This is a genomic window from Vibrio sp. 10N.222.49.C9 (genome assembly GCF_041474985.1).
Taxonomy (GTDB): Bacteria; Pseudomonadota; Gammaproteobacteria; order Enterobacterales; family Vibrionaceae; genus Vibrio; species Vibrio crassostreae_C.
In genome coordinates, this window is the sequence record NZ_JBFRVD010000003.1 from 165294 (window position 1) to 191599 (window position 26306).

General features: G+C 44.9%; 24 protein-coding genes and 2 pseudogenes. 11 read left to right on the forward strand and 15 right to left on the reverse strand.

What is annotated here, in order from left to right:
* Window positions 1-132 precede the first annotated feature (132 nt).
* The gene (locus tag AB4585_RS01315) at window positions 133-732 is read right to left on the reverse strand and encodes a LysE family translocator (RefSeq protein WP_004736366.1); all 600 of its coding nucleotides are present in this window, start codon (window positions 730-732) and stop codon (window positions 133-135) included.
* Between the two features lie 122 nt (window positions 733-854).
* On the opposite strand from AB4585_RS01315, the gene AB4585_RS01320 reads away from it, so the two are divergent.
* Window positions 855-1340: an Lrp/AsnC family transcriptional regulator gene (locus tag AB4585_RS01320; protein WP_004736367.1), complete on the forward strand. Its 486-nt coding sequence runs from the start codon at window positions 855-857 to the stop codon at window positions 1338-1340.
* A 117-nt stretch (window positions 1341-1457) separates the two neighbouring features.
* Here AB4585_RS01320 and AB4585_RS01325 read toward each other — a convergent pair whose 3' ends face one another.
* Together AB4585_RS01325 and AB4585_RS01330 are read right to left on the reverse strand one after the other, a co-directional pair.
* The gene (locus tag AB4585_RS01325; protein WP_102447003.1) at window positions 1458-2828 is read right to left on the reverse strand and encodes an L-serine ammonia-lyase; all 1371 of its coding nucleotides are present in this window, start codon (window positions 2826-2828) and stop codon (window positions 1458-1460) included.
* Window positions 2829-2854: 26 nt separating this feature from the next.
* Window positions 2855-4396 (reverse strand): sodium:solute symporter family transporter, encoded by a 1542-nt coding sequence (locus tag AB4585_RS01330; RefSeq protein WP_372169258.1) that lies wholly within the window; start codon window positions 4394-4396, stop codon window positions 2855-2857.
* Window positions 4397-4744: 348 nt separating this feature from the next.
* Here AB4585_RS01330 and AB4585_RS01335 point away from each other — a divergent pair, with 348 nt between their 5' ends.
* The 4 genes from AB4585_RS01335 (at window position 4745) to AB4585_RS01350 (ending at window position 9810) form a co-directional block, all read left to right on the forward strand.
* The gene (locus tag AB4585_RS01335) at window positions 4745-6040 is read left to right on the forward strand and encodes an MFS transporter (RefSeq protein WP_017092550.1); all 1296 of its coding nucleotides are present in this window, start codon (window positions 4745-4747) and stop codon (window positions 6038-6040) included.
* Between the two features lie 125 nt (window positions 6041-6165).
* Window positions 6166-7182 carry a nuclear transport factor 2 family protein gene (locus tag AB4585_RS01340; protein ID WP_048616719.1) on the forward strand — a complete coding sequence of 339 codons (1017 nt, stop codon included), beginning with the start codon at window positions 6166-6168 and terminating at the stop codon, window positions 7180-7182.
* Window positions 7183-7430: 248 nt separating this feature from the next.
* Entirely contained in the window at window positions 7431-8507 is a 1077-nt protein-coding gene (locus AB4585_RS01345) for a porin (RefSeq protein WP_372169259.1), read from the forward strand.
* Window positions 8508-8784: 277 nt separating this feature from the next.
* Complete coding sequence (locus tag AB4585_RS01350; RefSeq protein WP_372169260.1) at window positions 8785-9810, forward strand: LacI family DNA-binding transcriptional regulator; 1026 nt, start codon at window positions 8785-8787, stop codon at window positions 9808-9810.
* 68 nt (window positions 9811-9878) lie between these two features.
* Here AB4585_RS01350 and AB4585_RS01355 read toward each other — a convergent pair.
* A pseudogene (locus tag AB4585_RS01355) lies at window positions 9879-10686 on the reverse strand (sulfatase-like hydrolase/transferase); the annotation flags it as partial.
* On the opposite strand from AB4585_RS01355, the pseudogene AB4585_RS01360 reads away from it, so the two are divergent.
* A pseudogene (locus AB4585_RS01360) lies at window positions 10682-10933 on the forward strand (DUF481 domain-containing protein); the annotation flags it as partial. The pseudogenes AB4585_RS01355 and AB4585_RS01360 overlap by 5 nt on opposite strands.
* Window positions 10934-11044: 111 nt before the next feature.
* Here the strand turns inward: AB4585_RS01360 and AB4585_RS01365 are convergent.
* The 6 genes from AB4585_RS01365 to AB4585_RS01390 all read right to left on the reverse strand — a co-directional run bounded on the left by AB4585_RS01365 (window position 11045) and on the right by AB4585_RS01390 (window position 15935).
* A complete protein-coding gene (locus AB4585_RS01365; protein WP_017065249.1) occupies window positions 11045-11464 on the reverse strand; it encodes a globin in 420 nt (139 codons plus the stop codon).
* Window positions 11465-11600: 136 nt separating this feature from the next.
* On the reverse strand, window positions 11601-11981 hold the full coding sequence (locus AB4585_RS01370; RefSeq protein ID WP_017062185.1) for a VOC family protein: 381 nt from the start codon (window positions 11979-11981) through the stop codon (window positions 11601-11603).
* A gap of 146 nt (window positions 11982-12127) precedes the next feature.
* Entirely contained in the window at window positions 12128-12577 is a 450-nt protein-coding gene (soxR, locus tag AB4585_RS01375) for a redox-sensitive transcriptional activator SoxR (protein ID WP_017062186.1), read from the reverse strand.
* 164 nt (window positions 12578-12741) lie between these two features.
* Entirely contained in the window at window positions 12742-13263 is a 522-nt protein-coding gene (locus tag AB4585_RS01380; protein ID WP_372169261.1) for an NADPH-dependent FMN reductase, read from the reverse strand.
* A gap of 325 nt (window positions 13264-13588) precedes the next feature.
* On the reverse strand, window positions 13589-15151 hold the full coding sequence (locus AB4585_RS01385) for a glutamate synthase-related protein (RefSeq protein ID WP_017062188.1): 1563 nt from the start codon (window positions 15149-15151) through the stop codon (window positions 13589-13591).
* A 226-nt stretch (window positions 15152-15377) separates the two neighbouring features.
* The gene (locus AB4585_RS01390) at window positions 15378-15935 is read right to left on the reverse strand and encodes a DUF1439 domain-containing protein (protein ID WP_372122026.1); all 558 of its coding nucleotides are present in this window, start codon (window positions 15933-15935) and stop codon (window positions 15378-15380) included.
* Window positions 15936-16219: 284 nt separating this feature from the next.
* Between AB4585_RS01390 and AB4585_RS01395 the strand changes: the two genes are divergently transcribed.
* Window positions 16220-17563 carry a sigma-54-dependent Fis family transcriptional regulator gene (locus AB4585_RS01395; protein ID WP_136974205.1) on the forward strand — a complete coding sequence of 448 codons (1344 nt, stop codon included), beginning with the start codon at window positions 16220-16222 and terminating at the stop codon, window positions 17561-17563.
* Between the two features lie 91 nt (window positions 17564-17654).
* Here AB4585_RS01395 and AB4585_RS01400 read toward each other — a convergent pair whose 3' ends face one another.
* Window positions 17655-19445 (reverse strand): hypothetical protein, encoded by a 1791-nt coding sequence (locus AB4585_RS01400; RefSeq protein ID WP_054541739.1) that lies wholly within the window; start codon window positions 19443-19445, stop codon window positions 17655-17657.
* Window positions 19446-19846: 401 nt separating this feature from the next.
* On the opposite strand from AB4585_RS01400, the gene AB4585_RS01405 reads away from it, so the two are divergent.
* The 4 genes from AB4585_RS01405 (at window position 19847) to AB4585_RS01420 (ending at window position 23055) form a co-directional block, all read left to right on the forward strand.
* Window positions 19847-20233: a thiol-disulfide oxidoreductase DCC family protein gene (locus AB4585_RS01405; protein ID WP_136974207.1), complete on the forward strand. Its 387-nt coding sequence runs from the start codon at window positions 19847-19849 to the stop codon at window positions 20231-20233.
* A 384-nt stretch (window positions 20234-20617) separates the two neighbouring features.
* A complete protein-coding gene (locus AB4585_RS01410; RefSeq protein ID WP_372169262.1) occupies window positions 20618-21961 on the forward strand; it encodes an ABC1 kinase family protein in 1344 nt (447 codons plus the stop codon).
* Window positions 21962-22045: 84 nt separating this feature from the next.
* Window positions 22046-22591: a glutathione peroxidase gene (locus AB4585_RS01415; RefSeq protein ID WP_372169263.1), complete on the forward strand. Its 546-nt coding sequence runs from the start codon at window positions 22046-22048 to the stop codon at window positions 22589-22591.
* A complete protein-coding gene (locus AB4585_RS01420; protein WP_017062213.1) occupies window positions 22588-23055 on the forward strand; it encodes a DUF3429 domain-containing protein in 468 nt (155 codons plus the stop codon). Before AB4585_RS01415 ends, AB4585_RS01420 begins: the two co-directional genes overlap by 4 nt.
* 74 nt (window positions 23056-23129) lie before the next feature.
* On the opposite strand, the gene AB4585_RS01425 is transcribed toward AB4585_RS01420, so the two are convergent.
* The 4 genes from AB4585_RS01425 to AB4585_RS01440 all read right to left on the reverse strand — a co-directional run bounded on the left by AB4585_RS01425 (window position 23130) and on the right by AB4585_RS01440 (window position 26290).
* Window positions 23130-23564, reverse strand: a complete 435-nt coding sequence (locus AB4585_RS01425; RefSeq protein WP_017062214.1) for an N-acetyltransferase — start codon at window positions 23562-23564, stop codon at window positions 23130-23132.
* 151 nt (window positions 23565-23715) lie between these two features.
* Entirely contained in the window at window positions 23716-24330 is a 615-nt protein-coding gene (locus tag AB4585_RS01430) for a LysE family translocator (protein ID WP_372169264.1), read from the reverse strand.
* A gap of 130 nt (window positions 24331-24460) precedes the next feature.
* Window positions 24461-24778 (reverse strand): hypothetical protein, encoded by a 318-nt coding sequence (locus AB4585_RS01435; protein WP_372169265.1) that lies wholly within the window; start codon window positions 24776-24778, stop codon window positions 24461-24463.
* A 75-nt stretch (window positions 24779-24853) separates the two neighbouring features.
* On the reverse strand, window positions 24854-26290 hold the full coding sequence (locus tag AB4585_RS01440; RefSeq protein ID WP_372169266.1) for a lipopolysaccharide biosynthesis protein: 1437 nt from the start codon (window positions 26288-26290) through the stop codon (window positions 24854-24856).
* Between the last annotated feature and the right edge of the window lie 16 nt (window positions 26291-26306).

The following is a 26306-nucleotide window of genomic DNA, read 5'->3' on the forward strand; positions in this document are numbered from 1 at the left end:
AGGCTTAAAAGCTTTTAACTCAAGATTCCTTAAAAATTTGTTAGCTTAATACTTTATTGTTAACGACTTAGTCGATTTTTAGACACCACTCCTATGGATTTAGGAGTGGTTTTTTTTATTTGTAGAGACGCTTTATGCTGGTTGATAAAGCATAAAGGCAACCACCATCGCTAAGCTTCCACCCAAACAACGGTTCACAAACATCATCTGTTTTGGTGATTGCAGTAATTTTTTCAGCATGGTGCCGCAATACGCCCACACCAACATGCACGGCACACCAGTAATCACCATACCCGCGATAATGGTCACTACTTGAATCAAGTAATCTGCATTCGGAGTAATGAACTGTGAAAACACGGTCAATGACGCTATCCAACCTTTAGGGTTTAAAACCTGCACCAGCACACCTGACATAAAACCTGAACGTTTATCTGTGGTGCTTTCTTCGATTTGCATGTTCGCAATCGACCACGCCATGAACAGCAAATAAGCCGCACCCGCGTATTTCAAAATGTTGTATAGCTCTGGGTAAAGGGTAAATAGGCTCACCAAACCGACACTGGAACCCGCCAGTACGATGATGATGCCAACAGCGTTCCCAGAGATAAAAGGTAAAGTCGCAGCAAATCCATAACGACTTGAAATCCCAAGTAATGCGATATTGCCTGCCCCAGGGGTAATTGCAATTGATGTTGAAAATAGCAAGAACGCCAGCATTAATTGAGAGCTCATTTCCTCTCACTCCTAATAAGTAAAGTATTTATAGGAAGAGAGTTTACAGATTCGACTAGGAATTAAATTGCTATATAGGCTAATATTAATGCAAATTTGAGCAATACTTTTCTAAAAAAGCCATGAAACAGAAAGAATCCACCAAAGAAGTATTAGATGACACAGATATCGCCATCTTAGAACATATCCAACAAGACGGACGCATGAGCAACAGTAAGCTCGCAGAGAAAGTGAACCTCAGTGAAACCCCATGTTGGCGCCGCTGGAAGCGTATGGAAGAAACTGGCTACATCGATGGTTACGCCGCTAAGCTGAATCGTAAAAAGTTAGGTTTTCATGTTGCAGGCTTTACGCTAGTGACACTGGGCAACCACGAGGTTGAAAACACGGAACCGTTTGAAGAGTTTGTCGAAGTAACCGATTGGATTCCTATGTGTCACTGCATTGCAGGTGGTGCCGACTATATGATTCAAGTGCTAGCGAAAGATTTAGAAGAGTACTTTGAGCGTATTAGCTCGATCAGACGAGTAAAAGGCGTGAGTGCGATTCAGTCGAATATCTCGGTTAAAGAGTTGAAAAACAGCTATAAGTTGCCTCTTGGGGACTAGTTCACTTCTCCTGACAGCCCTTTTCTTTAAGCAAAATAAAAGCCCAGCTCCCTAAATTCCTAAAACTTAGGGGCTGGGCTTTGTTATTTTGAAACAGATATCGTTTATTTACGCTTGCTATTCACAAGGGTGAGCTAAATGAATCAGCGCCAAACCACCTAGAGACGTTTCACGATACTTCTTATTCATGTCTTTACCCGTCTGATACATAGTGGCGATCACTTTGTCCAATGAAATCAGGCTTTTGCTGTTACGTTTGAGTGCCATTCGCGAAGCATTAATCGCTTTCATCGAGCCCATCGCATTTCGTTCAATACATGGCACTTGTACCAAGCCACCAATCGGGTCACATGTCATACCTAGCGAATGTTCCATCGCGATTTCGGCCGCAATACAGATCTGTTCATTGCTGCCACCACGTAATGCCGTTAAACCCGCTGCCGCCATAGAAGACGACACGCCCACTTCACCTTGGCACCCTACTTCCGCACCAGAAATGGAAGCGTTGGTTTTGTACAAAATACCAATCGCACCCGATACGGCTAAGAAGTCTTTTAACTGCTTGGTATCCAACTCTTTAATGAAGCGATGGTAATACATCAATACGGCTGGAATCACGCCCGCAGCACCATTAGTGGGTGATGTCACCACTTGGCCACCAGCCGCATTTTCTTCACTCACCGCAAAGGCGAACAAGTTAATCCAATCCATGATTTCCATTGGATCGTTTTCAACGGCCGCATTCGCTTCAAGCTTCTTCAACAAGTTCGGTGCACGGCGAGTGACGTTCAAACCTCCATCAAGAATGCCTTCGGTTTCAAATCCGCGTTCCATGCAGCGAGTCATTACTCGCCAGATTTGATCGGCCTTTTCTGAGATAACATCATCGCCTTGGAAAGCCGCTTCATTTTTCAGAATCATGCCACCCAAGCTCATGCCGCTGTCTTCTGCTTTTCTCAGCATTTCATCGGCATTTTTGAATGGGAGCGGGACTTCGACCGATTGGGTTTTCGTGCCATTTTTCAGTTCATCCGCGGTTGCGATAAAACCGCCGCCAATCGAATAGTAAGTTTCATCAACAATTATGCTTCCGCTTTGGTCAAACGCGGTAATCATCATGCCGTTTTCATGCAAAGGCAGATTGTCTTCATGAAATAGCATGTCGGTTTGGTAGCTAAAGCCAATGGTGTGATGGCCACTCAGCTGCATTTCACCACTGTCGATAGCAAGACGCATCGCTTCATTAGCGCTGGTGATTTTAATGGTGTCTGGCTTATTGCCGAGCAAACCCAAGATAGTTGCTCTGTCGGTATGGTGCCCTATTCCGGTTAACGATAACGAACCATATAAATCCACCTGAACACGCGTCACTTCTGCGATTCTATCAGCGATTAATTGTGTGAAATGAAAACCCGCAATCATTGGGCCGTTGGTGTGAGAGCTCGATGGCCCTACACCAATTTTGTAGATATCAAAGATCGATAACATAGATATACCAGTAAAAAATCGGTCAATTAAGAAAGAGCGGCATAAAGCCAATCAGGGATAACAGTACAAGCAGCAATCGTCACAACAGCGAACACCAACAAGCCGTAATGACTCGCGGTAGGCTTTGCAAACAAATGCTTTTGCTTGGCTATAAATTCGTTTTGTTGCTCCGTCACTTCTCCCCAGAAGCGGCTCACAACAACACCTAACAGTAAGAAAACCACAGTGCCAATCAAGGCAAACCAAGGCCAAGAGATGCCACTGTATTTAGCAATGAACACCACAGCTACACTGCCAATACTGCCTGCAATCACCCCTTTCTCATTTGCCTTTTTAAAGAACAAACCAAGGATGAAAGAGCCAAGGCGAATACCAACAAAAATGGATGTCAGGCTGGCAATCGTCTTAAGCACAGATTCGTTAGAAACCGCCATCAAAGCCGGTACTACAACTGAAGCCGCAGCAACCAAGCTCATCTTTCTTGCCACCGATTCATAATGTGCATCGGAAGCTTTCTTACGGAAAAAGCGCTTATAGAAATCGAACGTTGCGACTGTCGCCATTGAGTTATAAGTAGAATCCAGTGTCGACATTGCCGCCGCCGACAGTGCGGAAATCACCAAACCAACAATGATTGGGTTGGTATGATTAAACACAAAATCGAGAATCACTTCATTGCTGTTTTCAAAGCTTTGGTCTTGATAAAAGACACTCAGAAGAACGCCCATTACAGAGAAAAACAGGTAAATAAAGAACGCGCCGTAACCACAAAGCAACATCGATTTCTGTGCAGTTTTAACGTTCTTAGTCGCCAATGTTCTTTGAATAATCAGTTGGTTAGTGCCATACACACTTAGATGTAAGAAGCTCACGGCAACCACACCCGCCCACAATGTAGTATCAACTCCCAAGTCGAAATCGAGATTGATGATGTTTAGATGTTCAGGAGACAGCACCTCACCTGCATCAATCTTCATCAGCAATAAAGCAAAGATCGCAATGCTGCCGATGATCAGCACCGCCGACTGCAACATGTCTGTCCATATAACGGTTGAGATACCCCCCGCATAAGTATACAAAGCGGTAAACAAACTGATGTAGATGATCGCCTCGGAGATACTCACCGGCAACACTTGCACCAAGATCAGTGCAACTGCATACAAAATTACCCCAGCCGAAATACACTGAACCACAATAAACACGATAGAGTTGATCGTGCGAGCAACAACGCCAAAGCGGTGCTCTAGGTATTCATAAATCGAAGTCAGGCCGAGTTTGTAAAACACCGGGACAAAGAAAACCACAGCGAAAAAGATCACTATTGGGTAATTCAAATGGACGCTCATCGCTTCCATGCCTGAGCTATAAACCCAGCCTGGCATGCCCACGAACGTCATTGCGCTGATGTAGGTGGCAAGAATCGACACACCTGCCGTAAACCAACCAAATTGTTTTCCGCCCGTTGAGAAATCGCCACCAACGCTATAACGCTTGTTCACTAAGTAACTGATAAATAGAGTAGTTAGTACATAAAGAGCAATAACCACAAAACTTGAGTACGTAACCATTTTTAGATTCCGTTTATTATATTTCGCAATTCATTCGCCGCCAATAGTACTCAAAAATGGATATTTTCCCTCAAAAACCCACAATAAGTGTGAGTATTGTCACTAAGATAGATGATTAAACACTCTAAATGGCCAAAAAGTCCCAAAACAACGATCTAATGAGATCAAGATCACTAAAATGCATAAAATGGGTACGCACTCATTTTAAAATTGACTTTGATCACGGATCTAATAACCACAAAAATTCTATTATCTCTCCCGAAATGAAGATGGTGTGGTGATATTCAATAAACGCCACACAATAATCGAAACTAAAAACACCCTATAAAAAATAAAGGTTTATCGGTCATGACTACTAAAAAACACATGAGCGAAGTTCCTATGATTCAAAGGGTAGCTGCTTATCTTGCAATTCTAGTTGGCTACTTTTTCTATTGTTATAACTTTGTAATTATTGACTACGTACGCCCATACATCGTTGATGCGTATGATGGTATTAACTTGGCGGATACCGCTCAGTTCTATACATGGCAGTCGGTTGGTGCACTTATTGGTGCTCTGAGCTGTGCATGGGTGGCATCAAACTTTGGTAAGAAATCGACTCTTATTGTCATCACTGCACTGAACGGTGGCGCAACCATCATCAACATGATGTTTACTGACTACGCGATGTGGGCAGCAATGCGTTTCATCATCGGTATTTCTTTAGGTGGCTACTTCACCGTAGCAGTAAGCCTAATGATCGGCCTCTTCACACCAAGCGTTCGCGGTAAGTTAACCGCATTCGCTTCGTCTATGTTCTCGGTTGCTCTAATGGCAATGGGTGCGTACGCGGCGTTCATTTCTAGCGTTGATGCACCTTGGCAGAGCCTAATGTGGGTGGGTGGTATTCCTCCTCTAGTTGCTGCAGCACTGATGATCTTCATCCTACCTAGCGACAAGAAAGTGATCGCTTACGGTGAAGAAGATCAAGCCGCAGCTGAAGCATCGAATAAACCAGCGAAGAAAGGTTCTTGGGGTGAAATGCTAAGCGCGCCTTACCGCAAGTTAACCATTACTTGTCTACTACTGGCTGGCCTTAACTTCTATGGCTACCAATTCTTCTCTGGCTTCGTGACAACGTACCTGAAAGAAGTTCGCCAATTTGACGGTTCAACTATCGGCATCATCTTCTCTATCTCAGCATTCGGTTCTCTATTCGGTGCTTGGGTATGGGGTGCAATCGCCGACAAATACGGCCGTAAAGTGAACGCGTTTGGTTTCATCCTTGCGGGTGTCATGGCTTCAGTATTCTTCGTAGCACCAAGCGACGTGATGATCGGCAGCCTAAACATGCTGGCTATCCTAGGCCTTATCTACAACTTCGGTCTGTCTGCTTCTGCGGTATGGGGTGGCTACTTCTCTGAGTTGTTCCCAGCTCACCTACGTAGCTTCGGTGCAGCTCTGTTCCACGGTGGTCGTATCATCGGCATGTGGGCACCAATGGTGTTGGTATTCATCCAAGAGCGCAGCGACCTTGCGACAGCAATGTGGGGCTCACCAATCGTATGGATTCTAGCTGGTCTACTGTGGCTATCTCTACCCGAAACATTGAAAGGCGGCATTTTCGACAAGAGCAAAAAAGCGGAAACAGCAAAAGCTTAATTCGACACTCATACGCTGAAGTTCAAATACGAAAAATTTAAAGCCGGCTGATAAATCAGCCGGTAACAAAATCCAAATCGAGTCCTGTTCCGAATGTTGACTCGACAACACAAAGAGAAATTATTATGTCTAAATATCAAGAAGCGAAACGCATTGTTCGTGAATACTTCGATGCAATGGAAAACGCAACTCACGAGAACGTTGCTGAAGTTTTAAAAGCACACACTTCTGAAGATTACTTGTGGCGCGGTGTTTACCCATTCCGTGAGCAAGAAGGCGCACAAGCAGCAGCTGACGTATTCTGGGCACCAATGATGAAGTCAATGACTCGCATGCAGCGTCGTCAAGACATCTTCATCGGTGGTAACAACGAAGTTAACCCAGATGAGATTTGGGTAATGAGCATGGGTCACTTCATGGGTCTATTCGACGCTGAATACCTAGGTATGCGCCCAACTGGCAAGATCATGAACGTTCGCTACGCAGAATTTAACTGTGTTGTTGATGGCAAAATCACTAAGACAGGCCTGTTTCTAGACCTACTAGGCATGATGGATCAAGCGGGTTGCTACCCACTTCCACCATCAACTGGTAAGCACTTCGTATACCCTGGCCCACGTAACCACGACGGTCTGCTATTCGAAGACGCGGCTCCAGAAGAAGGTGTTGCGACACTTGCTCTAGTAAACAAAATGGTTGATGACCTGTCTGCTCTTAACGACAGCGGCGCGATGGGTTGCCCACCAGAAGTACTAGCGAAGAGCTGGTCAAAAGACATGATTTGGTACGGTCCATGTGGTATCGGCGCGTCTTACACAATTCCTCGCTACCAACAGCAGCACCAACTGCCTTTCCGTAACAACCTGAAAGACAAGAAGTTCAACGGCCACGTTTGTCGCTTCGCTGAAGGTAACTTCTCTTGCTTCTTCGGTTGGCCAAACCTATCAAACACACCAACAGGTGGCTTCCTAGGTATGACTGGCGGTGAAGTCCGTGCAAACATGCAAGTGGTTGACGTGTACTACCGTGATGGTGACAAGCTGTCTGAAAACTGGGTTCTTATCGACCTTCCTTACTGGCTACAACAGCAAGGTCTAGACGTGTTCGAACGTACTTCAACCATCATGAACCCAACGCTTTAATCCAAACGCTTTAATCCAAAAGATTGAAACGAAACAGTGGCAACCTAAATAGGCATCTGATTTGGGTTGCTACGCTTACTGGGAGATCCTTCTCGCTCCTAGTAAGTGCTCCAACCAATTCATTATTGCTCCACTAATAATTGAATCCACTAGTACCTCATGGATGGGGTACACCCTGCCAAACCATTACCAATATAACGGGCTCGAAAGCACGGTGGCTTTCTGCGGCCTGAATAAAGAGAATAACAATGAATAAGTCGATTCTTTCAGCAGTGATCCTGACAGCACTTACCTCGGGTTCTGCTTTTGCTGCACACACTTTTACCAATGACGCGGGCGATAGCCTAACACTAGATGGTCGTTTCGACGTTCGTTACCAAGATAAAGGTGGCGATCACAACGGCGAATGGAACAGCGGTAGTTCGCGTTTCGGCCTTAAGGGTCAAATGGGACTAGACAACGACTGGACTGGCTTTGGCCATGCCGAATGGGGTTATAACTCAGGCGCTAACGGCAATAACATTTACGACCGACTTCTATACGCAGGCGTTGAGCACGAGAAATACGGTAAGATTGCTGCCGGCACAAAACAATGGTCTACCTTCTACGACGTGGCTTGGTTTACCGATATGGGCCGGGTATTTGGTTCACGTGGTTCTGGTTACTACAACCTATCTGACTGGGGTATTGCTTCTGGTACAGGCCGTGCTGAAAACTCAATTACTTACCGCAACAACATCAATGACAACTGGAAATACGGCTTCACTTACCAAACCACTCGCGAAGATGTTGGCCTAGCAGACGGCTTAACAGCAACCCTGAAAAACGGTATGGGCGCATCAACGCTGTACACTATTATGGATGGCCTAACCATTGGTTTAGCTTACCACCAGAATGAGTTTGATGATGTCGATGCGGGCGTTCAAAACATCAAAGATGGCGATACACAACGCATTGGTCTATTAGGCGTTAACTATACCAATGATGGTCTATTCGTTGGTTTCACCTACAGCCAAGGTTCAAACTGGGAAACCACCAGCCAAGCTGAATTCTACGACCACCGTGGTGCTGAATTCTTCACCTACTACCACTTTGAAAATGGTCTACGTCCAACCTTTAACGTTAACTACTTAACGGGCACAGACGACAACGCAAATGGCTACAAGCGTCAGCTAATTATCCCTGGCCTTGAGTACCACTTTAAGAAGAACAAGTTCTTAGTGTGGACGGAATACCAGTTTGATAATGGCAACGACAAGTCTGTTGGTAACCATTACGAGAATAGCGATGATCAATTCGCGGCTGGTATTCGTTACTACTTCTAATGGCTAGTGACTTATGGCTTATGGCTTATGGCTTAGCAATATGTCACTCAATTTGTGGGTAAACTCGTAATCTAAAGCTCTGCTCTCACGCAGAGCTTTTTAGTCACTATCTCTGTAATCATACTTTTTTCCAACACAGAGAGTGGGTTATACCCAACATCAAATTCAAAATAGTCATTATTCCTTATTTTTCATATCATTCCTTGTTATTGCTTTATGAGTACGTACCTAATTATGGTATCCTGTGCGCAGTTAATTAGGTTCAAAAGTATGGTCTATGAACTCTCCAAAACACTCCACGGCGTCAAAGCCAACCGTTACTTCAAAAGATGTCGCTAAGCTCGCTGGCGTTTCTCAATCAACGGTATCTCGCGTATTTGTACCGGGCAGTTCGGTGTCTGAAAAGACCAAGCAGAAAGTGTTCGATGCAGCAAAATCGTTGAATTATCGTCCCAATGCCTTTGCCCGCAGTCTGACGACAAATGAATCCAAATTGATTGGCCTAGTTTTTCCTGACGCTGACTACCCTATCCACATGAAAACCCTACAGCTTATCTCCACTGAGCTACAAAAACAGGGTTACTCTGCGGTATTGATTCCTTGGCAAGTTGATGGAAACGATAACCACTCTATTCCTAATATCTTCCAATACCGAGTTGATGGCGTGATTGCCGCTTCTGCGACCTTTAATAAGTCGCTTTATGAAGAGTGTGAAGAGTTCGATATCCCGATCATTCAATATGCACGAGTGGTTGAAGGGACTAAGAGTAGCCATGTAGTGAGTGACAACTACGCCGCAGGCCAAGTTGCCGCTCAACACTTTCATAGCGTGGGAACGAAATCAGCAGTTTACCTGACAGGTAACGTACCAACCTACACCAACGGCGAGCGTGAATCGGGCTTTTGTTCAGAATTCGAAGACCTCACTGGCAAGCAAGCTCGTGTTATTGAAGCTGACTACGACTACCTTGATGCACTCGATACCATTCGAACCCTATTCTCAGAACCCACACATCCTCAAGCGATTTTCTGCGCGACAGATAACCTAGCGATGGCGGTAATGGATGTGGCGCGCTTAGAGTTCAACCTGCGTATTCCAGAAGATCTTCAAGTGATTGGTTTTGATGATATTCCGCAAACTCAGTGGTTGAACTACCAACTCACTACCTTCAAGCAAGATTTCAAACGCCTTGCGCGTGAGTCAGTGAAAATTATCGTTAGCCAGATTCAAGAGCAAGACACCAGCTTGGTTAAGTTGATGGTGCCTGTGAAGTTCATTGAACGAAACACCACGCTGAAATAGAACCAACGTTAAGACGCATTCCAATAAAAATCCCGCTCAGTGTGAGCGGGATTTTTTATGATATTTAACTAGTTACCCACACCGCCGGTTTTCTCTGCCGGAGATTCAGGCGTAACGGGAGGCCACTCTTCGAAGGTCGCCAAGTGTTGCTGAATAGCGGCTTGAGCAGGACCAAGCCCACATCTTCTGCCCCATCCACTTCAAGTACATACCTGATTCTTCAGTTGCTCGCTCGTATGGGTCACGACGTAAGTTGAACAGCAACGGAGCATTGAGTTCTTCTTTCGGGCCGCTCCAACCGTGATTCTGTACCACGAAGTGCGCTTTCCAATCCCCCACTCGAACCGCTTGTAGCTTATCTCGTTCGTAGTAATAAATTTCTTTACGATTCGACTCACCTTTTTCCGTCAGCATATCGACTTGGTTATAACCATCTAAGTGCGCTTTAAACCCATCGTGACCTTTCAGCATTTTCTCTTTCAGATCTGTTGGGCCACCCGCCGCTGCAATCAGTGTTGGTAACCAATCCATACCATCAAAGATGCCATTGCCTACACTGCCTGCTGGGATTTTACCCGGCCAACTCACCAATGCAGGAGCACGAACACCACCTTCCCATGTTGTGCCTTTCTCACCATGGAATGGTGTCATACCGCCATCTGGCCATGTCATGATTTCAGGGCCATTATCGGCCGTGAAAATGATGATGGTGTTGTCAGCAATACCGAGTTCTTCCATCTTCGCCATCATCTCACCGACGTGATCATCAAGATCTTTCATGACCACTTCTTGGAGTCCCCAACCGTTTTGACCGAGCATCGCTTCGTATTCAGGTGACAGGTGCGTCCAAACGTGACCGCGTGATGGACAGTACCAAATAGGTGTGAGATGGATAACGCAGATCAATAAGGATTGGAAGTTTCACGCAACCATTGATGCAGGGCTTGGTAGTGACACCAACTTTACCTCATCTCTCTTAACTGGCGTGCGATACCAGATAAACAGTTGGTCTGACTTAAATGTTGCCTACAAATCAACTTGGGTTGATTACGAGAACAAGGGCACCTTTGAATACGATACCGCATCGCAAGGGTTCCTGATTGGTTGGGCTGCTCATTTCTAGTCAAACAATAAGAGGTAAGCCTGATATCGTTAGGCTTACCTGACAATGTCAATCTTTCAAGAGTTAATGCCGGTTTTAACTAACGAACAAGCAAAACTACCCATCAACGACCTAGTTATTCACAGTGTTTGGAACTACGCACTCTTTCTTCATGATAGTTAAGCCGGCCTCGAGAGTTTCTGTCCAAGCTTGTTCGACGCTTTCATCGTAGTGAGGGTCATATTTTTTAACTGTATTGAGTAACGAATTGAACCACTCGTTGAGTTCTTGCTCAGAGATATCCATTCCTAAATCTTTATGTCGCTTCCCAAGCTTTTTTACCGAGTTTCGTACGCTCGGCAGACCCGCAGAGTTATAGATAAGAATGATCGAGGCTTTAAGCATCTTGGTTTGTTGCTCTAACCCTATATTTTCAAAACGTTCTGAAAACCTTGGGTTATGCTCGCAAAAATCAGCCAAAAACGTTTCGAGAAATTCTTGGTCAATCCGGCAGCGCTCAAAACTTTCATAAAACAGTTCGTTCGGTTTCATCTAGCCAGTCCTTTGCAAAATTTTGAGTTATCGGGAAGCTAACAAGTCCAGAGCCGCAACTTAGCCAACTCCGAACCATCAATATGATCTAAGTATACGCCACTGTGGCATAAAATGAACGATGGCATAACGTAAACTACGGCATAAAGTGCGTTGCACAAATCTTGTTTCCATCAGGATCTCGCAAATAAGCCATGTACAAGCGACGCTCGTCAGAACCTCTCGCTCCGGGGCCATTTTCAATGCTGGTACCGCCATTTTCGACGCCAACTCGATGCCACTCATCTACAACTTCAGGAGAAGACGCAAGAAAACCCACCGTCATACCGTTGCCGTGAGTCGCAGGCTGACCATCAATCGGCTTCGTTAAGCCCAACACACCCGTTTGGCTAACGTAAACACAGCGCCCTTTGGGATCAACAGAGCCTTCGCTATAACCAAGCACTTTCATGATTGGGTCATAAAAAGCCTTCGCGCGTTCAATATCATCGGTACCGAGAAAAACATGGCTGAACATAACTAACCTCTTCTTTTATTGAAAGAACCATCTAAACTAGACCTATAATTCGTGTTTGTCTAGGCACGCTATTCGGTCACAACTGTTGCTTAACCCATTGAGCAAACACCTGAAACTTAGTTCGCTGTTCCATGCCTTTCGGGAACTCAGTTAGTCTGTTCAACAATTCGTTGTGCGCCCTGCCCTTGGTCATGCAAGATATCATCAGGATTTAGCAAGTTGCACTTTTGCATACTCAAGCATCCGCAACCGATACAGCCGGTTAAGTTCTCTTGTAGCGATTTAATCTGCGCCATTTTACTGTCGAGTTGCCCCTGCCACTTCTTAGCAACGCGCTCCCAATCTCGCTTAGTCGCGGTATGGTTCATCGGCAGTGTCGATAATTCTTCGGTGATCTCTTCCAGCGTGAAGCCTATCGACTGCGCGACTTGGATCAACGCAATTCGTCTCAACATCGCCGACTGATAACGGCGCTGATTTCCGTTAGTACGAATCGAAGCAATCAACCCCTTGGTTTCGTAAAAACGTAACGCCGAAGGAGCCACGCCACTGCGCTCAGCCAACTGGCCTATGGTGAGGTATACGATGTTTCTCATTACGACACTATCCTTGAGATCATAAATATTTAAAGCTTACTTTAACTTTAGAGTAGCGACCTATTGTTACCTTAACCAATTAATGTCCTTAAACTTTGACAACGGGCGCAATGAAAAGCAATCGTGAACATGGCTGCTTTGTTTTATTGTGGTGTTCTCGCTCTCTAAATCTGACTCATGATCGATTTCAGGCTCTCGGCTATTTCGGCATTGATGATCTCACCCGTTTCTACATTAAAGTTGTCGTAGAAACTTGGCACCGACATCGACCCCTTCACATCTGCATCAAAGTAAGGTGCCGAATTTACCGCAGACGACAACACAGAGTTTGCGCCGCCTGGGCCTGGTGATGTGGAGAGCATCACAACAGGTTTGCCTTGGTACACTTTCATGTCGATTCGTGATGTCCAATCAAACACATTCTTAAAGGCTACGGTGTATGAGCCGTTATACTCTGCAAAAGAGATGACCACAGCATCTGCTTCGCCAATCTTGCTAAAAAAGCGTTGAGCGTGTTGATGAACACCTGAATCTTGCTCTCTTTTCTCGCTGTAAATTGGCATCTCGAAATCATTAAGGTCGAGCACCTCGACTTGCGCGCCTTCGACTAAACCTGCGGTGTACGCTGCAAGTTGTTGATTAATTGATGTTGTACTGTTGGTCGCGCCAATCGCTAATACTTTCATTGTTGATCCTTGTTCATTTTTCTCACGTTTTTGCACTCATGACTTCAATTACGGAGCTCAAAATTCATAACTGAAGATTCGTAACGTCTGTTTGATAACATCAAAACCTGCACTAGGCGACAAGGTGATAGATTGTGTTTTTAGATTGGGGATGATGATAAAACCTCAAGTTAACTTGAGGTAAAGCGATATTTTCAAAATATAGGAAATAGTTTAAAAACACTTATAAAGCAGTTGATTATGAAAGGTTTAACATAGGTTGGCATTACACAGGAAAAAGTCAGCACACCCAAAATACATTGAGTGTGCTTTATCGAAGTATTATTTACTTAAAGTGATTTAATGGACAGACACCAGAGTAAGCGACACCGGATAGCTCGGCCATTTCGCGATTCCATGTTGCCAAATCATGAGGGTTAAATTGATTCAAATGATCATGCCCACATGCCCTCGCCATCACTTGCATTAATTCTGTCGAGGCTTCAAAGAAGTTCTTTAGCTGGTTCGATGCTTTCTCGACATTCAAACGCTGACGTAAATCGGCTTTTTGAGTTGCAATACCAGCAGGGCAATTATTGGTGTTACACATTCTCGCCGCCACACAACCTATCGACTGCATGGCACTGTTTGAGATAGCGACACCATCAGCACCAAGCGCCATCGCTTTTACGAAATCCATCGGCACGCGCAAGCCGCCCGTGATGATCAATGTGACTCTGTCACTGACCCCTTGTTTATCGAGATACGCTCTAGCGCGAGCGAGTGCTGGAATAGTGGGAACACTGATATGGTCACGGAACATTTCTGGCGCCGCCCCTGTACCGCCACCACGCCCATCTAAGATGATGTAATCGGCACTGGCATCAAGCGCGAACTGAATGTCTTCTTCGATGTGATTGGCACTTAACTTAAAGCCAATCGGGATACCGCCTGTCACCTCTCGAACACGGTCGGCGAACTTTTTAAAATCCTCGACCGTGTTAAGGTCGACAAAGGTGGGTGGAGAAATCGCTGCCGTGCCCGCTTCAATGCCACGCACCTCCGCGATCTTGCCTATGTTCTTCGCGCCCGGTAAGTGCCCGCCCGTTCCGGTTTTGGCACCCTGCCCGCCTTTAAAGTGGAAGGCTTGAACGTTTTTGAGCTTAGCTTCATCGTAACCAAACTGAGCACTGGCTAATTCATAAAAGTAGCGAGAGTTCGCCGCTTGCTCTTCGGGTAACATACCGCCCTCACCGGAGCAGATACCCGTCCCTGCGAGTTCGGCACCTTTCGCCAATGAGACTTTTGCTTCTTCAGATAGCGAGCCAAAACTCATATCAGACACAAACAAAGAGATGTCCAATTTGAGTGGCTTCTTCGCTTTGGGGCCAATAATCAGTTCAGTTCCAACGGGCACATTCTCCAGCAAAGGCTTGGTGGCCATTTGCGCGACCATCACTTGAATATCGTCCCAGTGAGGCAATAGATGTCTTGGAACGCCCATGGAGGTCATTGGCCCATGATGTCCAACCTTGGATAAACCATCACGCGCCAGTTGATGAATAAACTCGACGGTAGGTTCTTCTTTGGTTGCGCTCGCAGCTGGCGACAAATCTGGCGCAGCCGCTTGAATGTGAACCTCCGGGCCTTCTTGCCCAACTTGTTCCGCTGTGAACTGTTTATGTGTACCATCGCAAAAAGGGAGGTTGTTCGAATACTTACAGCGGCACAGGTAAGCGTCGCCGGTTTCCTCGGCCACGAAACTCTTTGGTTTGAAGCCCGTTCCTGCATGAGAACCATCACAAAACGGTTGGTTTTTCGATTTGCCACAGGTACAGAAGTAATACTCCTCGCCTTCGGTTAGCTCGACCTTAACGGGTTTGTTATCCGCTATTACTGGATTCTTCATAGTTCGCTCACCTTTTCTTTTTTATGATTTGATGACTGAAGCGATGACTTGCTCACAAGAGTAAAGTAAAGGTGAGATACGCGGCGAATTCAATAAATGAACCATAGAAAACAAGCTTAATGGACAGCCTCAAAACAGAAATCTTGCTGATTCAACACGAACAAAAATGGCCACCAAATCGGCAGCCATTGTGTTTTAAATCTGAGTGTCAGCTAAACGGGAAGGGTTAATCAAATAACTCGATGACTAACTTGTTGTCTTTAATCACTAGATTAGGTTCCGATGACTTGATCAATGACTCTTGAACCTTGTTGCTGTCCAATTTGTAAACCGGTGACTGAGACAAAGCAAAGCCAATCATAGAAACGGCAGGCTTAAGTAACTTCTCTATCTCAGGAGAAAGCTGCTTTCCCTTTTCCTCAAAGCGTTCTAGACGCAGAGACTTTAAGTAGACCTCACCACTCTCTTTGTCGTATTCGGGAATCGCGCTGAATTCGATATCCAGATCTAGCCCCATGTTTGGCATGTTAAACACTTGAATCTTTGCATTGGTATTCGCCAGAACAGACACACGCTCGGCATCAGCTCGACCAATTTGCACCGCTAAGTCATCAACCGCCACTTGCGCATACATAACGTTTTGCACACCGACTTCTTGTTCTAACATCACCGAATCTTGCAGGTAGTTCGTCATTTCTTGTTCAGTAACGCTGTAGCTGACACAACCACCTAGAACTAGCGCAGACGCTGCTAAAATGAACTTTTTTGCTACGTTAATTATCATCAATATCAGCTCTTTATCGTTAGTGATTAGCGCGGAGTTTACTGTGTGCTCATCAATAAATAAAACAGTAAAAACACGATATTCGTGAATACCTTTAATTAATAAGCACAAATATCAGTAAGTAAAGCACCTGATTGGCCTTCCTGCTTAAGACAACGCCATTTGTTAGTTCAAATTCGTCAAATTTGTGTAGTCGAATTAATTAAACTCTTCTAAGCTTATGGGATATTTAGGGGGCTTACTGTAGGTTTCATCATGGAGTCGAAACATGAAGAGTGAGCACAATGCCATCAGCGAGAGTATCACCTGAACCTAAAATTCGTTCTGTGGTTCTGCTATGTAACTCAACATGCCTGCACCATAATCAGTGGGCGGGAGAACTGCGCCTCCATAACTGGAAAGCTCAAATTGCAGAAACGACCGAACAAGCCATTCACTTGCTCAATTCCCACAGCCACTGCTGCGCACCAATTGTCGTTTCCTGTCTAACATCATCCTCGATCGACAAGCAATGTGAGCAAATATCAACGTTGAAGGCACGCTTTCCAAGTTTAAAAGCAATCGCTATCTTCAAACAACCACCAAGCCGAAACTTATCGCTCATTAAGCAAACCTATTGGGATTATTACCACCTACCAATTGATACAGAGTGGCTTTGTCGAAATTTAGGGCATGCGTATGGCATGGTAGACACCAAACAGAACAAACCTAAGCCTGCTTCATGCCATGAATATCAATTGGTGGGGAAATCCAGCACCATCCAACAACTTAAAAAGAAAATAACTAAGATCGCTAACAACGATTTCCCAGTACTGATTCAAGGGGAAACAGGTACAGGAAAAAGCCTCTGTGCACGTTTAATACATGAGGCCTCAGCCCGCTGTCAGAAACCGTTTATCGCTGTAAATTGTGGCGCAATACCACAGTCACTGGTTCACTCCGAGTTGTTTGGCTTTGAAAAGGGCTCGTTCACGGGAGCAAACAAGCGCTACGTCGGACATGTAGAAAGAGCGAATGGTGGCACACTATTTCTCGATGAGATCGGCGACCTGGAACTGTCGCTGCAAACTTACCTGCTCCACTTTCTAGAAAATAACTTGATAGAGCGATTAGGCAGTAACAACCAACTAACTGTAGATTGCCGTGTAATTTTCGCCACCAACGTCAACATAGAACAAGCCGTCGCGGCGGGTAAATTTCGAAAGGATCTCTTTCATCGGATCAATGTACTTCCATTGGATCTAGTGCCACTCAATGATCATAAAGAAGACATTGAAGATTTGATTCGATTTGAACTAAAACACAATTACGCATCCAAAATCAAACTGCCTAGTGACACCCTTGAGCAAATGAAACAGTACCATTGGCCGGGCAATGTCAGGGAGTTATTCAACTGCATAAAAAGAGCGATTGTTCTTTCTAACTCAAGCGCCCTTTCTACTCATCACATGGGGATTCAATTGAAAGGTGCATCGCTCGCCACTGAGAGTGACACTCGACTTTCTTCAAAAAATGTCCGTCGAGTGATTCAGCAACACCATTACAATATTTCCCAATCTGCTAAAGCGTTGTCTATTTCTCGGACAACCTTGTACAAGCTGATCAAAAAACATCAGATAGTAATTTAAGTCGCCTAGTTAGTTAATTACCTAACTAAAAAAAGCAGCCTAACGAACTAGGCTGCTTTAGAGTTTAGTTGTACTCAATTAATGAAAGTACTTATGGCTCAGGAACAGTAAATGGACAAACATCACAGGTTGCAATGTTCGATGTTTCCATAAATGCTTGTTGCAAGAACAGCGAGTCAAACGTTGCTGTCACTTGATTAGATAGCATTCCTGCAGTTCCGGTTGGTAACACATTTGGCGCATAAGTTTTACTTACTTGTGTACACACTTGACCAATCGCATCACCAAAGTTCGGTATCCACTCTCCTTCACCTGTTTTACAAGCAAACAGCTCAGGGTCGGCACTTAATGCACTACACATATTACCAGCACCACATGTGGTCACATCCTCAAGATCATCACAAGGTAAAGCAAAGTCGAGGTAATAACTGCTATTGACTACCTCAGTAGGTAAATCAGAACGGCTCAAAGAGTCATCCTTAGAATCCACCAGCGATTCAATCGCCAATGGGATATCACCGGTATTACATATTTCAACATCATAGGTTTTCTTAAGCACAACTTGACCGCCATCAACCTCTAAGAAGCTATTACACACCTTAGAAATCTCAACCATCGGGCTCAAGTCTATTGGTGGACAATTGTAGGCCACGGGAGCTTGAGCATTCACGATAAGCCCATCAAGATCCACCGAACCATCTATTACGCCAACGGCACCATTATTTACAGACAAGTAATTACCCATGAATGAGAATGACTCACCGACACTCCACACTTCATCACCATTACCAACCACTGGAAGCGCGCCTAAGATTGGTGACTCAGATAAAAAGGCCACTTCGTAATCACCATTGGTGCCTAACGAACCTGGACCAGTATTGGTTACCATCACGGTGTAATCGATGTTAAACATGCCATCAACCGTAAAGCTGGTTGTGTTACAAGTCGCCGCTATGCTGATGCTACATAAACTGAATGAACCGACAACGAAGTCAGCCAAAGATGCATCAATCGAACGAGAAGCTCGTGACTCAACTAAGAAGCTACTGAAACAAGGAATGTCGCTGATACCAAACTCATCGTTCAACAACGCAGATAAATTCAGACGTCCTTCAACAAAGCTCTCTGTCGGAATAGAGGTTGTTTCACCCGTTTTCGCGAGGTAGTCCCAACCTTGTACATTAGGTAGCGGTATTGCCCCGATAGAGTCATCATTTGCAATCGCACATATCTTATCGACACCAACAGCGCCACTGCCACATCTAGCTCCCACAAAATCATTCGATTTAGGATCACCGTCTGTTTGGAAAATTCTCGTCATGTTGTCGGTGACATCGCCATTATTTAAATCCCACTGCAACACTTCTATATACGGATTACCGCCACTCGCTTGTGGGAATGAAATCAGCACAAGGATGTCTCCATTGACATGTTGCCCAACAAAGTCGCCTTTGGTTTGTCCATCCGGTAACCCTACTTGGTCTTGTAAAAACCAAAACCCAATGTACATATCACCATTGTTCGCATATCGGTCAGCACCAAAGTAAATCAGCAAGTCACCTTCGCTTTCAAAGGCAGCGGCATACGCATTGGTAAAGTCATCTTTTGGTTGTGGTGACGCGGTACGGAACGCCCAATCTGTAATGTCGGAATCATCTTTTGATCCGCCCTTCCAAAAGATTTGGTCGATACCATTACGGTCTTTTTCGAAAAATTCTGCAATCCCAACCATGCTGTTGGGATCATTTACATCGTCCCAATCAATACCAATATTATCACTGGTCGCGTTACCATCGAGTTCCATTACATCAACAGTAGCCCACACCAACTGGGGGCTACTAAACAACAAAAGCACACTAAGTAAATAATTTATAACCTTCATGTTCTCTCTCCATTTATCCATACTTATGCTTTTAGGGTTTTCTGCCATGCCCAAATTAGAGAAAATCCTTTAGCAATTCGTAGGTTCGATAGAGCATATTCCAAGCCAAGTTCAACTTGTTGAATTAATTGATGTTTATATATTGAAGGCACACCTTTATTGGACGCTTTGTCATCATTTGTCCATAAACCCGAGATTTAACCAAACAATCAAGGACTTAAAAGGATGAACAAAGTGTCTACGTCAGACATTTTTTTAGCTTTGATACGAGGAGAGTGATCTTTAAAAGGTACAATAGCGTAGCCATTTTAACATTCTAAAATAATACGCGATTGAACTTAAGGGTGCCGACTTAACGGTCAACTGAAGGTTCTTTTAAGCAAGCCACAGGCGAACAAACAATGACACAACTGAAGATATTTTATGATGGCACTTGTCCATTATGTGCAAAAGAGATGGCAGCACTGACTAAGTCTGATTCCAAAGATCAGATCCAGACCGTCGATATCTACAGTGAAGCGTTTTCAAACTACCCGCAAATAGATGCCGAGGCAGCCAATACAATCTTGCATGCACTGGACGAAAACGGAAAGCTGCTGCTCGGTTTAGACGTGACTTACCAAGCGTGGAAGCTAGTAGGAAAGGGTTGGCTGTATGCCCCGTTACGTTGGGCGATTTTTAAGCCAATGGCAGATTGGTGTTATCTACGGTTTGCCAAAAATCGATATAAGATTTCGTTTTGGCTAACCGGAAAATCACGTTGCAACGGTAACAGCTGCACAAAATAGTGTTGAGTTAAGACATGCCGCTGGCGACTTTGTAGTAAACGATGCCAAATAGGGCTGCGAACACCAATACCGTAACGGCCACTTTCAACCAAATAAATTTCATGCTTTGTCCTTTTAATTCTGTTTACTGTTCCACGCGACAAGTTAGCACAACAAAACATACGGTTGTGTAATGATTGATAGAACTTTGTAGTCATACCAATCACAGTAGGTAAGTGTCAAGAAATAGCGCAGGAAAAAAGCTTGAGAACAAGGCGGATTTTTTAGATAAGTAGTTATTCTACAATCAAAAAATCTAACGACTTTATCGAGATTTTTAACAAGCTAGGGTGAACAGTTATTTACTACGATTGGTATCAACCCTGATTCCCAGAGAGAACCTTTATGTCGGCAAAAGAGAGAAACCTTCCCACACATCGAATTTCTAGATTCAGTAAGTTCGCTTCGTTGGCGACAAGAGTCGCGGGTAACGTGCTAACGGAAGGCACCAAACAAATTGCACAAGGCAACAGGCCCAAAGCAAAAGACTTACTGTTAACGCCACAAAACATTGCTCGCCTGACCGATCAACTCGCACACCTGCGCGGTGCGGCTATGAAGTTAGGACAGATGCTATCAATGGATGCGGGTGATGTCTTAGAACCAGAGTTAGCCGACATTCTCTCTCGCCTGCGCTCCGATGCCGATCCACTGCCAACAAAACAGCTCAATCAAGTGTTAGAAAGCTCGCTCGGGAACCATTGGAAAACCGAATTCCTGTCCTTCAATTTTAAACCGATCGCCAGTGCATCTATCGGACAAGTTCACCAAGCCTATAGTGATGCTGGGGACAAACTCGCAGTCAAAGTCCAATACCCCGGCATTAAAAAAAGTATCGACAGTGATGTAGATAACGTGGGCACGCTGCTCAATATTGTTGGCTTGATACCAAAGTCGGTCGACTACAAAGGCTTGTTAGAAGAGGCAAAGAAACAGCTCCACGATGAAGCAGACTATGCTCGCGAAGCTGATTACGCAACTCGTTACCATGATGCATTGAAAGAATACTCTCACTTCGTCGTACCTAAGATTCATCCGCAAGTCTCTTCAGAATCGGTGCTCGCCATGGACTTCATTGAGGGCGTCTCAATAGAGCAAATCGAAAGTTACGACCAAAGCACACGTGACTTTGTAATGCACAGCTTACTGGAGCTTCTGTTCAGAGAGTTGTTCGATTTTAAGATGGTGCAAACCGATCCCAATTTCGCCAACTACCTTTATGTTGAAAACACCCGACAAATTGGCTTATTAGATTTCGGAGCAACCCGTGAGTACAGTGACCGCTTCAGCGAGGGTTATCGCTCGGCCTTTTCCTCTGTCATTAACAACGATGAGCAAGTGCTCAACCGAGCTTTAGAGCAAATAGGATTCTTTAGCGAGACAATTCTTCCCGAACAACGCCAAGCGATTCTAAATCTAGTGAAGATGGCCTGTGAGCCGATGTTAGTTGACGAAGAGTACGACTTCAAAGCCAGTGGATTGGCACAAAGGCTTCGTGAAGCAGGCACCATTTTGAGCATGGAACAAGAGTATTGGCATACGCCGCCCGCCGATGCGCTGTTCCTGCACCGAAAAATTGGTGGCATGTATCTATTAGCGGCTCGCCTTGGTGCAAAAGTGAATATCAGTCGCTTGGTCGCTCCATATCTTATCTCAGAGAGCAAAAGCACAACTAAAAGCGCGAGTTAATGAGACAGTAAATAATACGCAAAGTGATCATTTCATCGTGCTCAAGAGTAATAACCATTACGCCAACTAAAATGAGCCAACCCTATGAAATGTTCACTACTTTGCTCAACCGCACTGATTACAAGCCTCACGAGTTCCATCGCCTTTGCAGCGAGCTGTCCCGAAATACTTAATGGCAAACAGCGCTTGTTAAACTCAACCGAAGAAATCGCCTTGTGCGATGAGTTTCAAGGCAAAACTCTATTGGTGGTAAATACAGCGAGCCAATGTGGCTTCACTCCGCAGTTTGAGCAACTCGAGCAACTTCATCAAACCTACAAAGACCAAGGCTTCACGGTTATCGGTTTCCCAAGTAATGATTTTCGCCAAGACAAGGGAAGCGAAGAGAAGGCGGCAAAGGTTTGTTACCTAGACTATGGCGTGACCTTCCCAATGATGGCGCGAGCTTCACTGTCTGGTAGCAACGCCAACCCCGTGTTTACAGAGATACAACAGCAAGCGGGCGTAACGCCTAAATGGAACTTTTACAAATTCTTGATCAGTAAAGAAGGTAAAGTCGTCGCCACCTTCCCTAGCTCCACATCTCCAGAGAGTGCCACGCTCAAAAACGCGATTGAGCAGCAGTTATGAAGGCGGATTACATGGCAACAACTCAAACCCGTAACACCATGGCCAAACTGGGGTACATGGGGTTAATTCCGTTTTTATTCGGTCTTCTCCTTTCGCTCACCGACAGCCAATTTATGGGGATAAGCGGTGAAACGCTGTTCATCACCTACAGCGTGGCAATTTTGAGTTTTCTTTCAGGGATCTTGTGGGCAAATGGCATCGAAAACTTTGAAAGCCAATCAAGTAACAAAGCACTGCTAATAAGCAACGCGATTGTGCTCATCGCTTGGCTGGCAGTATTGCTTGGCGAACAAAAAGAGCTAGTGACAACTCTGATTCTCATCTTTGGTTATATTGCGGTTTGGCGAGCTGAAAGGACGATGAGAGAAGAGAACCAGAGCCAAGGTCCTGATGGCTACTTTGATATGAGGACTCGGCTGACCTCTAGTGTCGTGTTAATGCACGGTATCGTGATGCTAACCTAGAGCTACGAGATTGTCTTTGAAGTGTGAGCCTTTGATTTAGTTAAGCGCCTTTGTTAAAAACCGTTAGCAACAATCTAGATGATGAGCTTCATCACTAACCTCGGCTCATCATCACCAAAGTAGTTGTCTTCTTGCTTGATGGTAACGAACCCCATCGATGCGTAAAGCGCACGAGCCGATGTGTTATTTGGGTCTACAGTGAGCAAAAGCCTAGCATCTCGAGGCAACTGCTCAACCGCCTGTTGCATCAGTTTCCGGCCAACTCCCATGCCACGATAATTCTGGTCTACAGCCAATGAGAGGACCCAAAACTCATTCTGCTTGTCTGTGGTTGTCGTTAAGGCATAGCCAGCAATCTTTGAGTCTTGCTTAGCAACCAATAAACCTTTTCCCCAGCAATCAAAGGCCTGACGAAAGAAAAACAGCGGATAGGCGTGAGCGCCAAACAAAGCATGTTCAAGCTGGTAGATATCAGCCAGTTCTTGTTTTTCCGCACAAACAACATTCATAGATAGACCTCATTTAAACCGAACCTCAAGTTTAAACATGCAAACTCAAAGGTGCTATTAATAATATATCAACAGCCTAAAGGCTTACGAACTACCTTAACGAAGATGCCACTTAACTAACGCCTGAGGAGTAGATTAGGTTACTTATGTTTTACTGTCGAATAACCAACAAATTTGCGCCAGATAACGCAAGAAAAACCGAGCACGCTTTGTTGAAACGCTTAGCCATTTGCGGCTTGGAGAACCAGTTTCTGAGGTATAAACCAAATGCCGCGTAGATAGATATCGCGAGCAGCTCTAACACTAGGAATGTGCCACCTAGAATGAAGAACTGTGTGTTTACATTGGCTGAAACATCAACGAATTGAGGCAGAAATGCGGTAAAGATGAGTATCGCTTTAGGGTTACCAGCTGCAAGGGTGAACTCTTGTTTAACTAGACCAAACCAATTCTTATTACGTTCAATGTTCGCTACTGGGCTAGCTTGTGAACACCATACGTTGTACGCAATCCATAGCAAGTACATCGCGCCAAAAAGTTTTATAAGGAAGAACAAAGTTTCAGAAGTATAAAGAACGACAGCTAAGCCAGAAGCCGCCAACACGATCATGCCAGAAAATGCTGTGATTCGACCTAACCCCGCAACCAAAGCCGCTTGAAATCCATAACAACGGGCGTTGTTCATTGATAACAAATTATTGGGAGCCGGTGTCATATTGAGCGCAAAACAAGCCGGGATAAACAGCAGTAACTTCCAGATTTCCATTGGTGCTTCCTAATTGCCAAATGCCGTGATTATAAAATCCTTAAACAAGGTCTTATCGTTTATAACAGCATTTCATATCTTTTGTAACTGCATAAAAAATAAGCACCAAATCTATACAGTAAATTTTCAATCAGTTCTCAAAAAACTGTTCGTACTCGGGTGTCGCTAGATTTTCGGCGACACCAATCTCACCGACGAAATAGATAGCGCTCGCAATTGTATCTATCGTTGGGTTTGATTCTCGCTCTGGGAAGTCGCCAACAGCAGGAACAGATTTTGGCGCAGACACCGAACTACAAACAAGGCTATTACATACCCTGTTTTGATTTTCTAAGGAGATAGTTTCAGGAACGTCAAAGTGCTGAGTGAGTACGTCGTGGTTAGACAATTCAGACGAAGCGTACGATAAGGTTGAGAATAGAGCTGAGAGCACAATCCACTTGTTCATGTATCTTTCCATTGATGGCATTCATTGAATTTATAAATACTATCGAATCTCACACATTATGAACAGTGTTTTATTTTAATTTGCGTGAGACTGCTTACCCAGCATCAACTTGTCGAGCAGAGCTTGCGGGACAACGATCACTGAGTATTTAACAAAGGCCACCAGCGCGATTACACCAACAGCCGATCCAAGAATAAAGTCATGGACATCAACCAACACCAATCCCAGAAGTTGATCACTCGCTATCGCTACTAATGCGATGCTAACTGCGGTTACCCACTTGCTGTGTTCATAAGGTAATTGTTCCATCGCTTGGCTTACAACATACAGAAGCATGAGCCGCACAACATAAGTTGCACAAAGAACCGCGACAACACCCCACACGCCATAAATAGGCGTCACTCTGAAATAACCAATGGCCGCCAAGACCGCACATCCACCTTGAATCCACATTTGAGATTGACTCGAATCGCCACTGAAACAACCAAGGTTAAGATAATCACCTGCATTTTTGATAACGCTAATCGCAAGCAGCGCAACAACAATGGCCCCCGCGTAATGATAACTGCTCGGTAAAATGAGAGAAATAAATCCGGGTACCGTTAGAATCATCAACGAACCTAAAACAATGGCGAGGTTCACTCCGACTAACGCCCTATCGGCACACATCTTACTGCCACCCGGCTGTTGAAGCATCGCCACACGGTTTGGAAACCACCAAAGCGCGTAAGGCTGCAACAACAGACCAAGAATCAACGCGAACTTTCCGCTAACCGCATAAATCGCGAGTTCTTCGACACCGACGAAGCTTGCCATTACCCAGCGGTCGAGCCCCATGATCATATACATTGATGCACCGCCAACCAGAACGGGCAGTCCGAATTTTAAGATCTTCGCCGAGTATTTGAAGCAACCAAAAGATCCCATCTCTTGCCATTGATAACGCACTAAACAAACCATTAGCAACACACTGGATACCGCAGCTGAAATCAACACGCCATCTATACCGTATCCAGCCTCAAGCAAAACAAAAGTCATGATGGCTTGAACACCGGCTTTCAACACATTGAGCATGCAAAAACGTTTCGCCATCGCGTTCATACGCATCAGCGTTAGCGGGATAGAAATCGCCCCATCGAGCATGGTAGGAATAAGCAGAAGCAGTATCTGGTAAGGCTGGAATTCAACTGGCAACATTAAGATTAACAACGGCATACTGAGGGCAATCAAGGCGCCCCCAAGCACGCACACCAGCACGCTCAATGTGAAGCAGTTCGAGACGAGCTTTTGCTTTTCATCACCTTCGGCGACACCCACATAACGATACATGGCATCGACAATACCGAAGCTGAACAATATCGTCCCAATGTCTGCCAGCAAGACAATGGCTTCTAAGGAACCATACTCTGCCAACGTCATATTGTGCGTAATGTACGGGATCATCACCAATGAAATCCCTTTCATCATTAATATACCGATGGCGTAGTAAGCCGACTGCTTTAAAGAACCCATAGTCGTCACCTTTTCC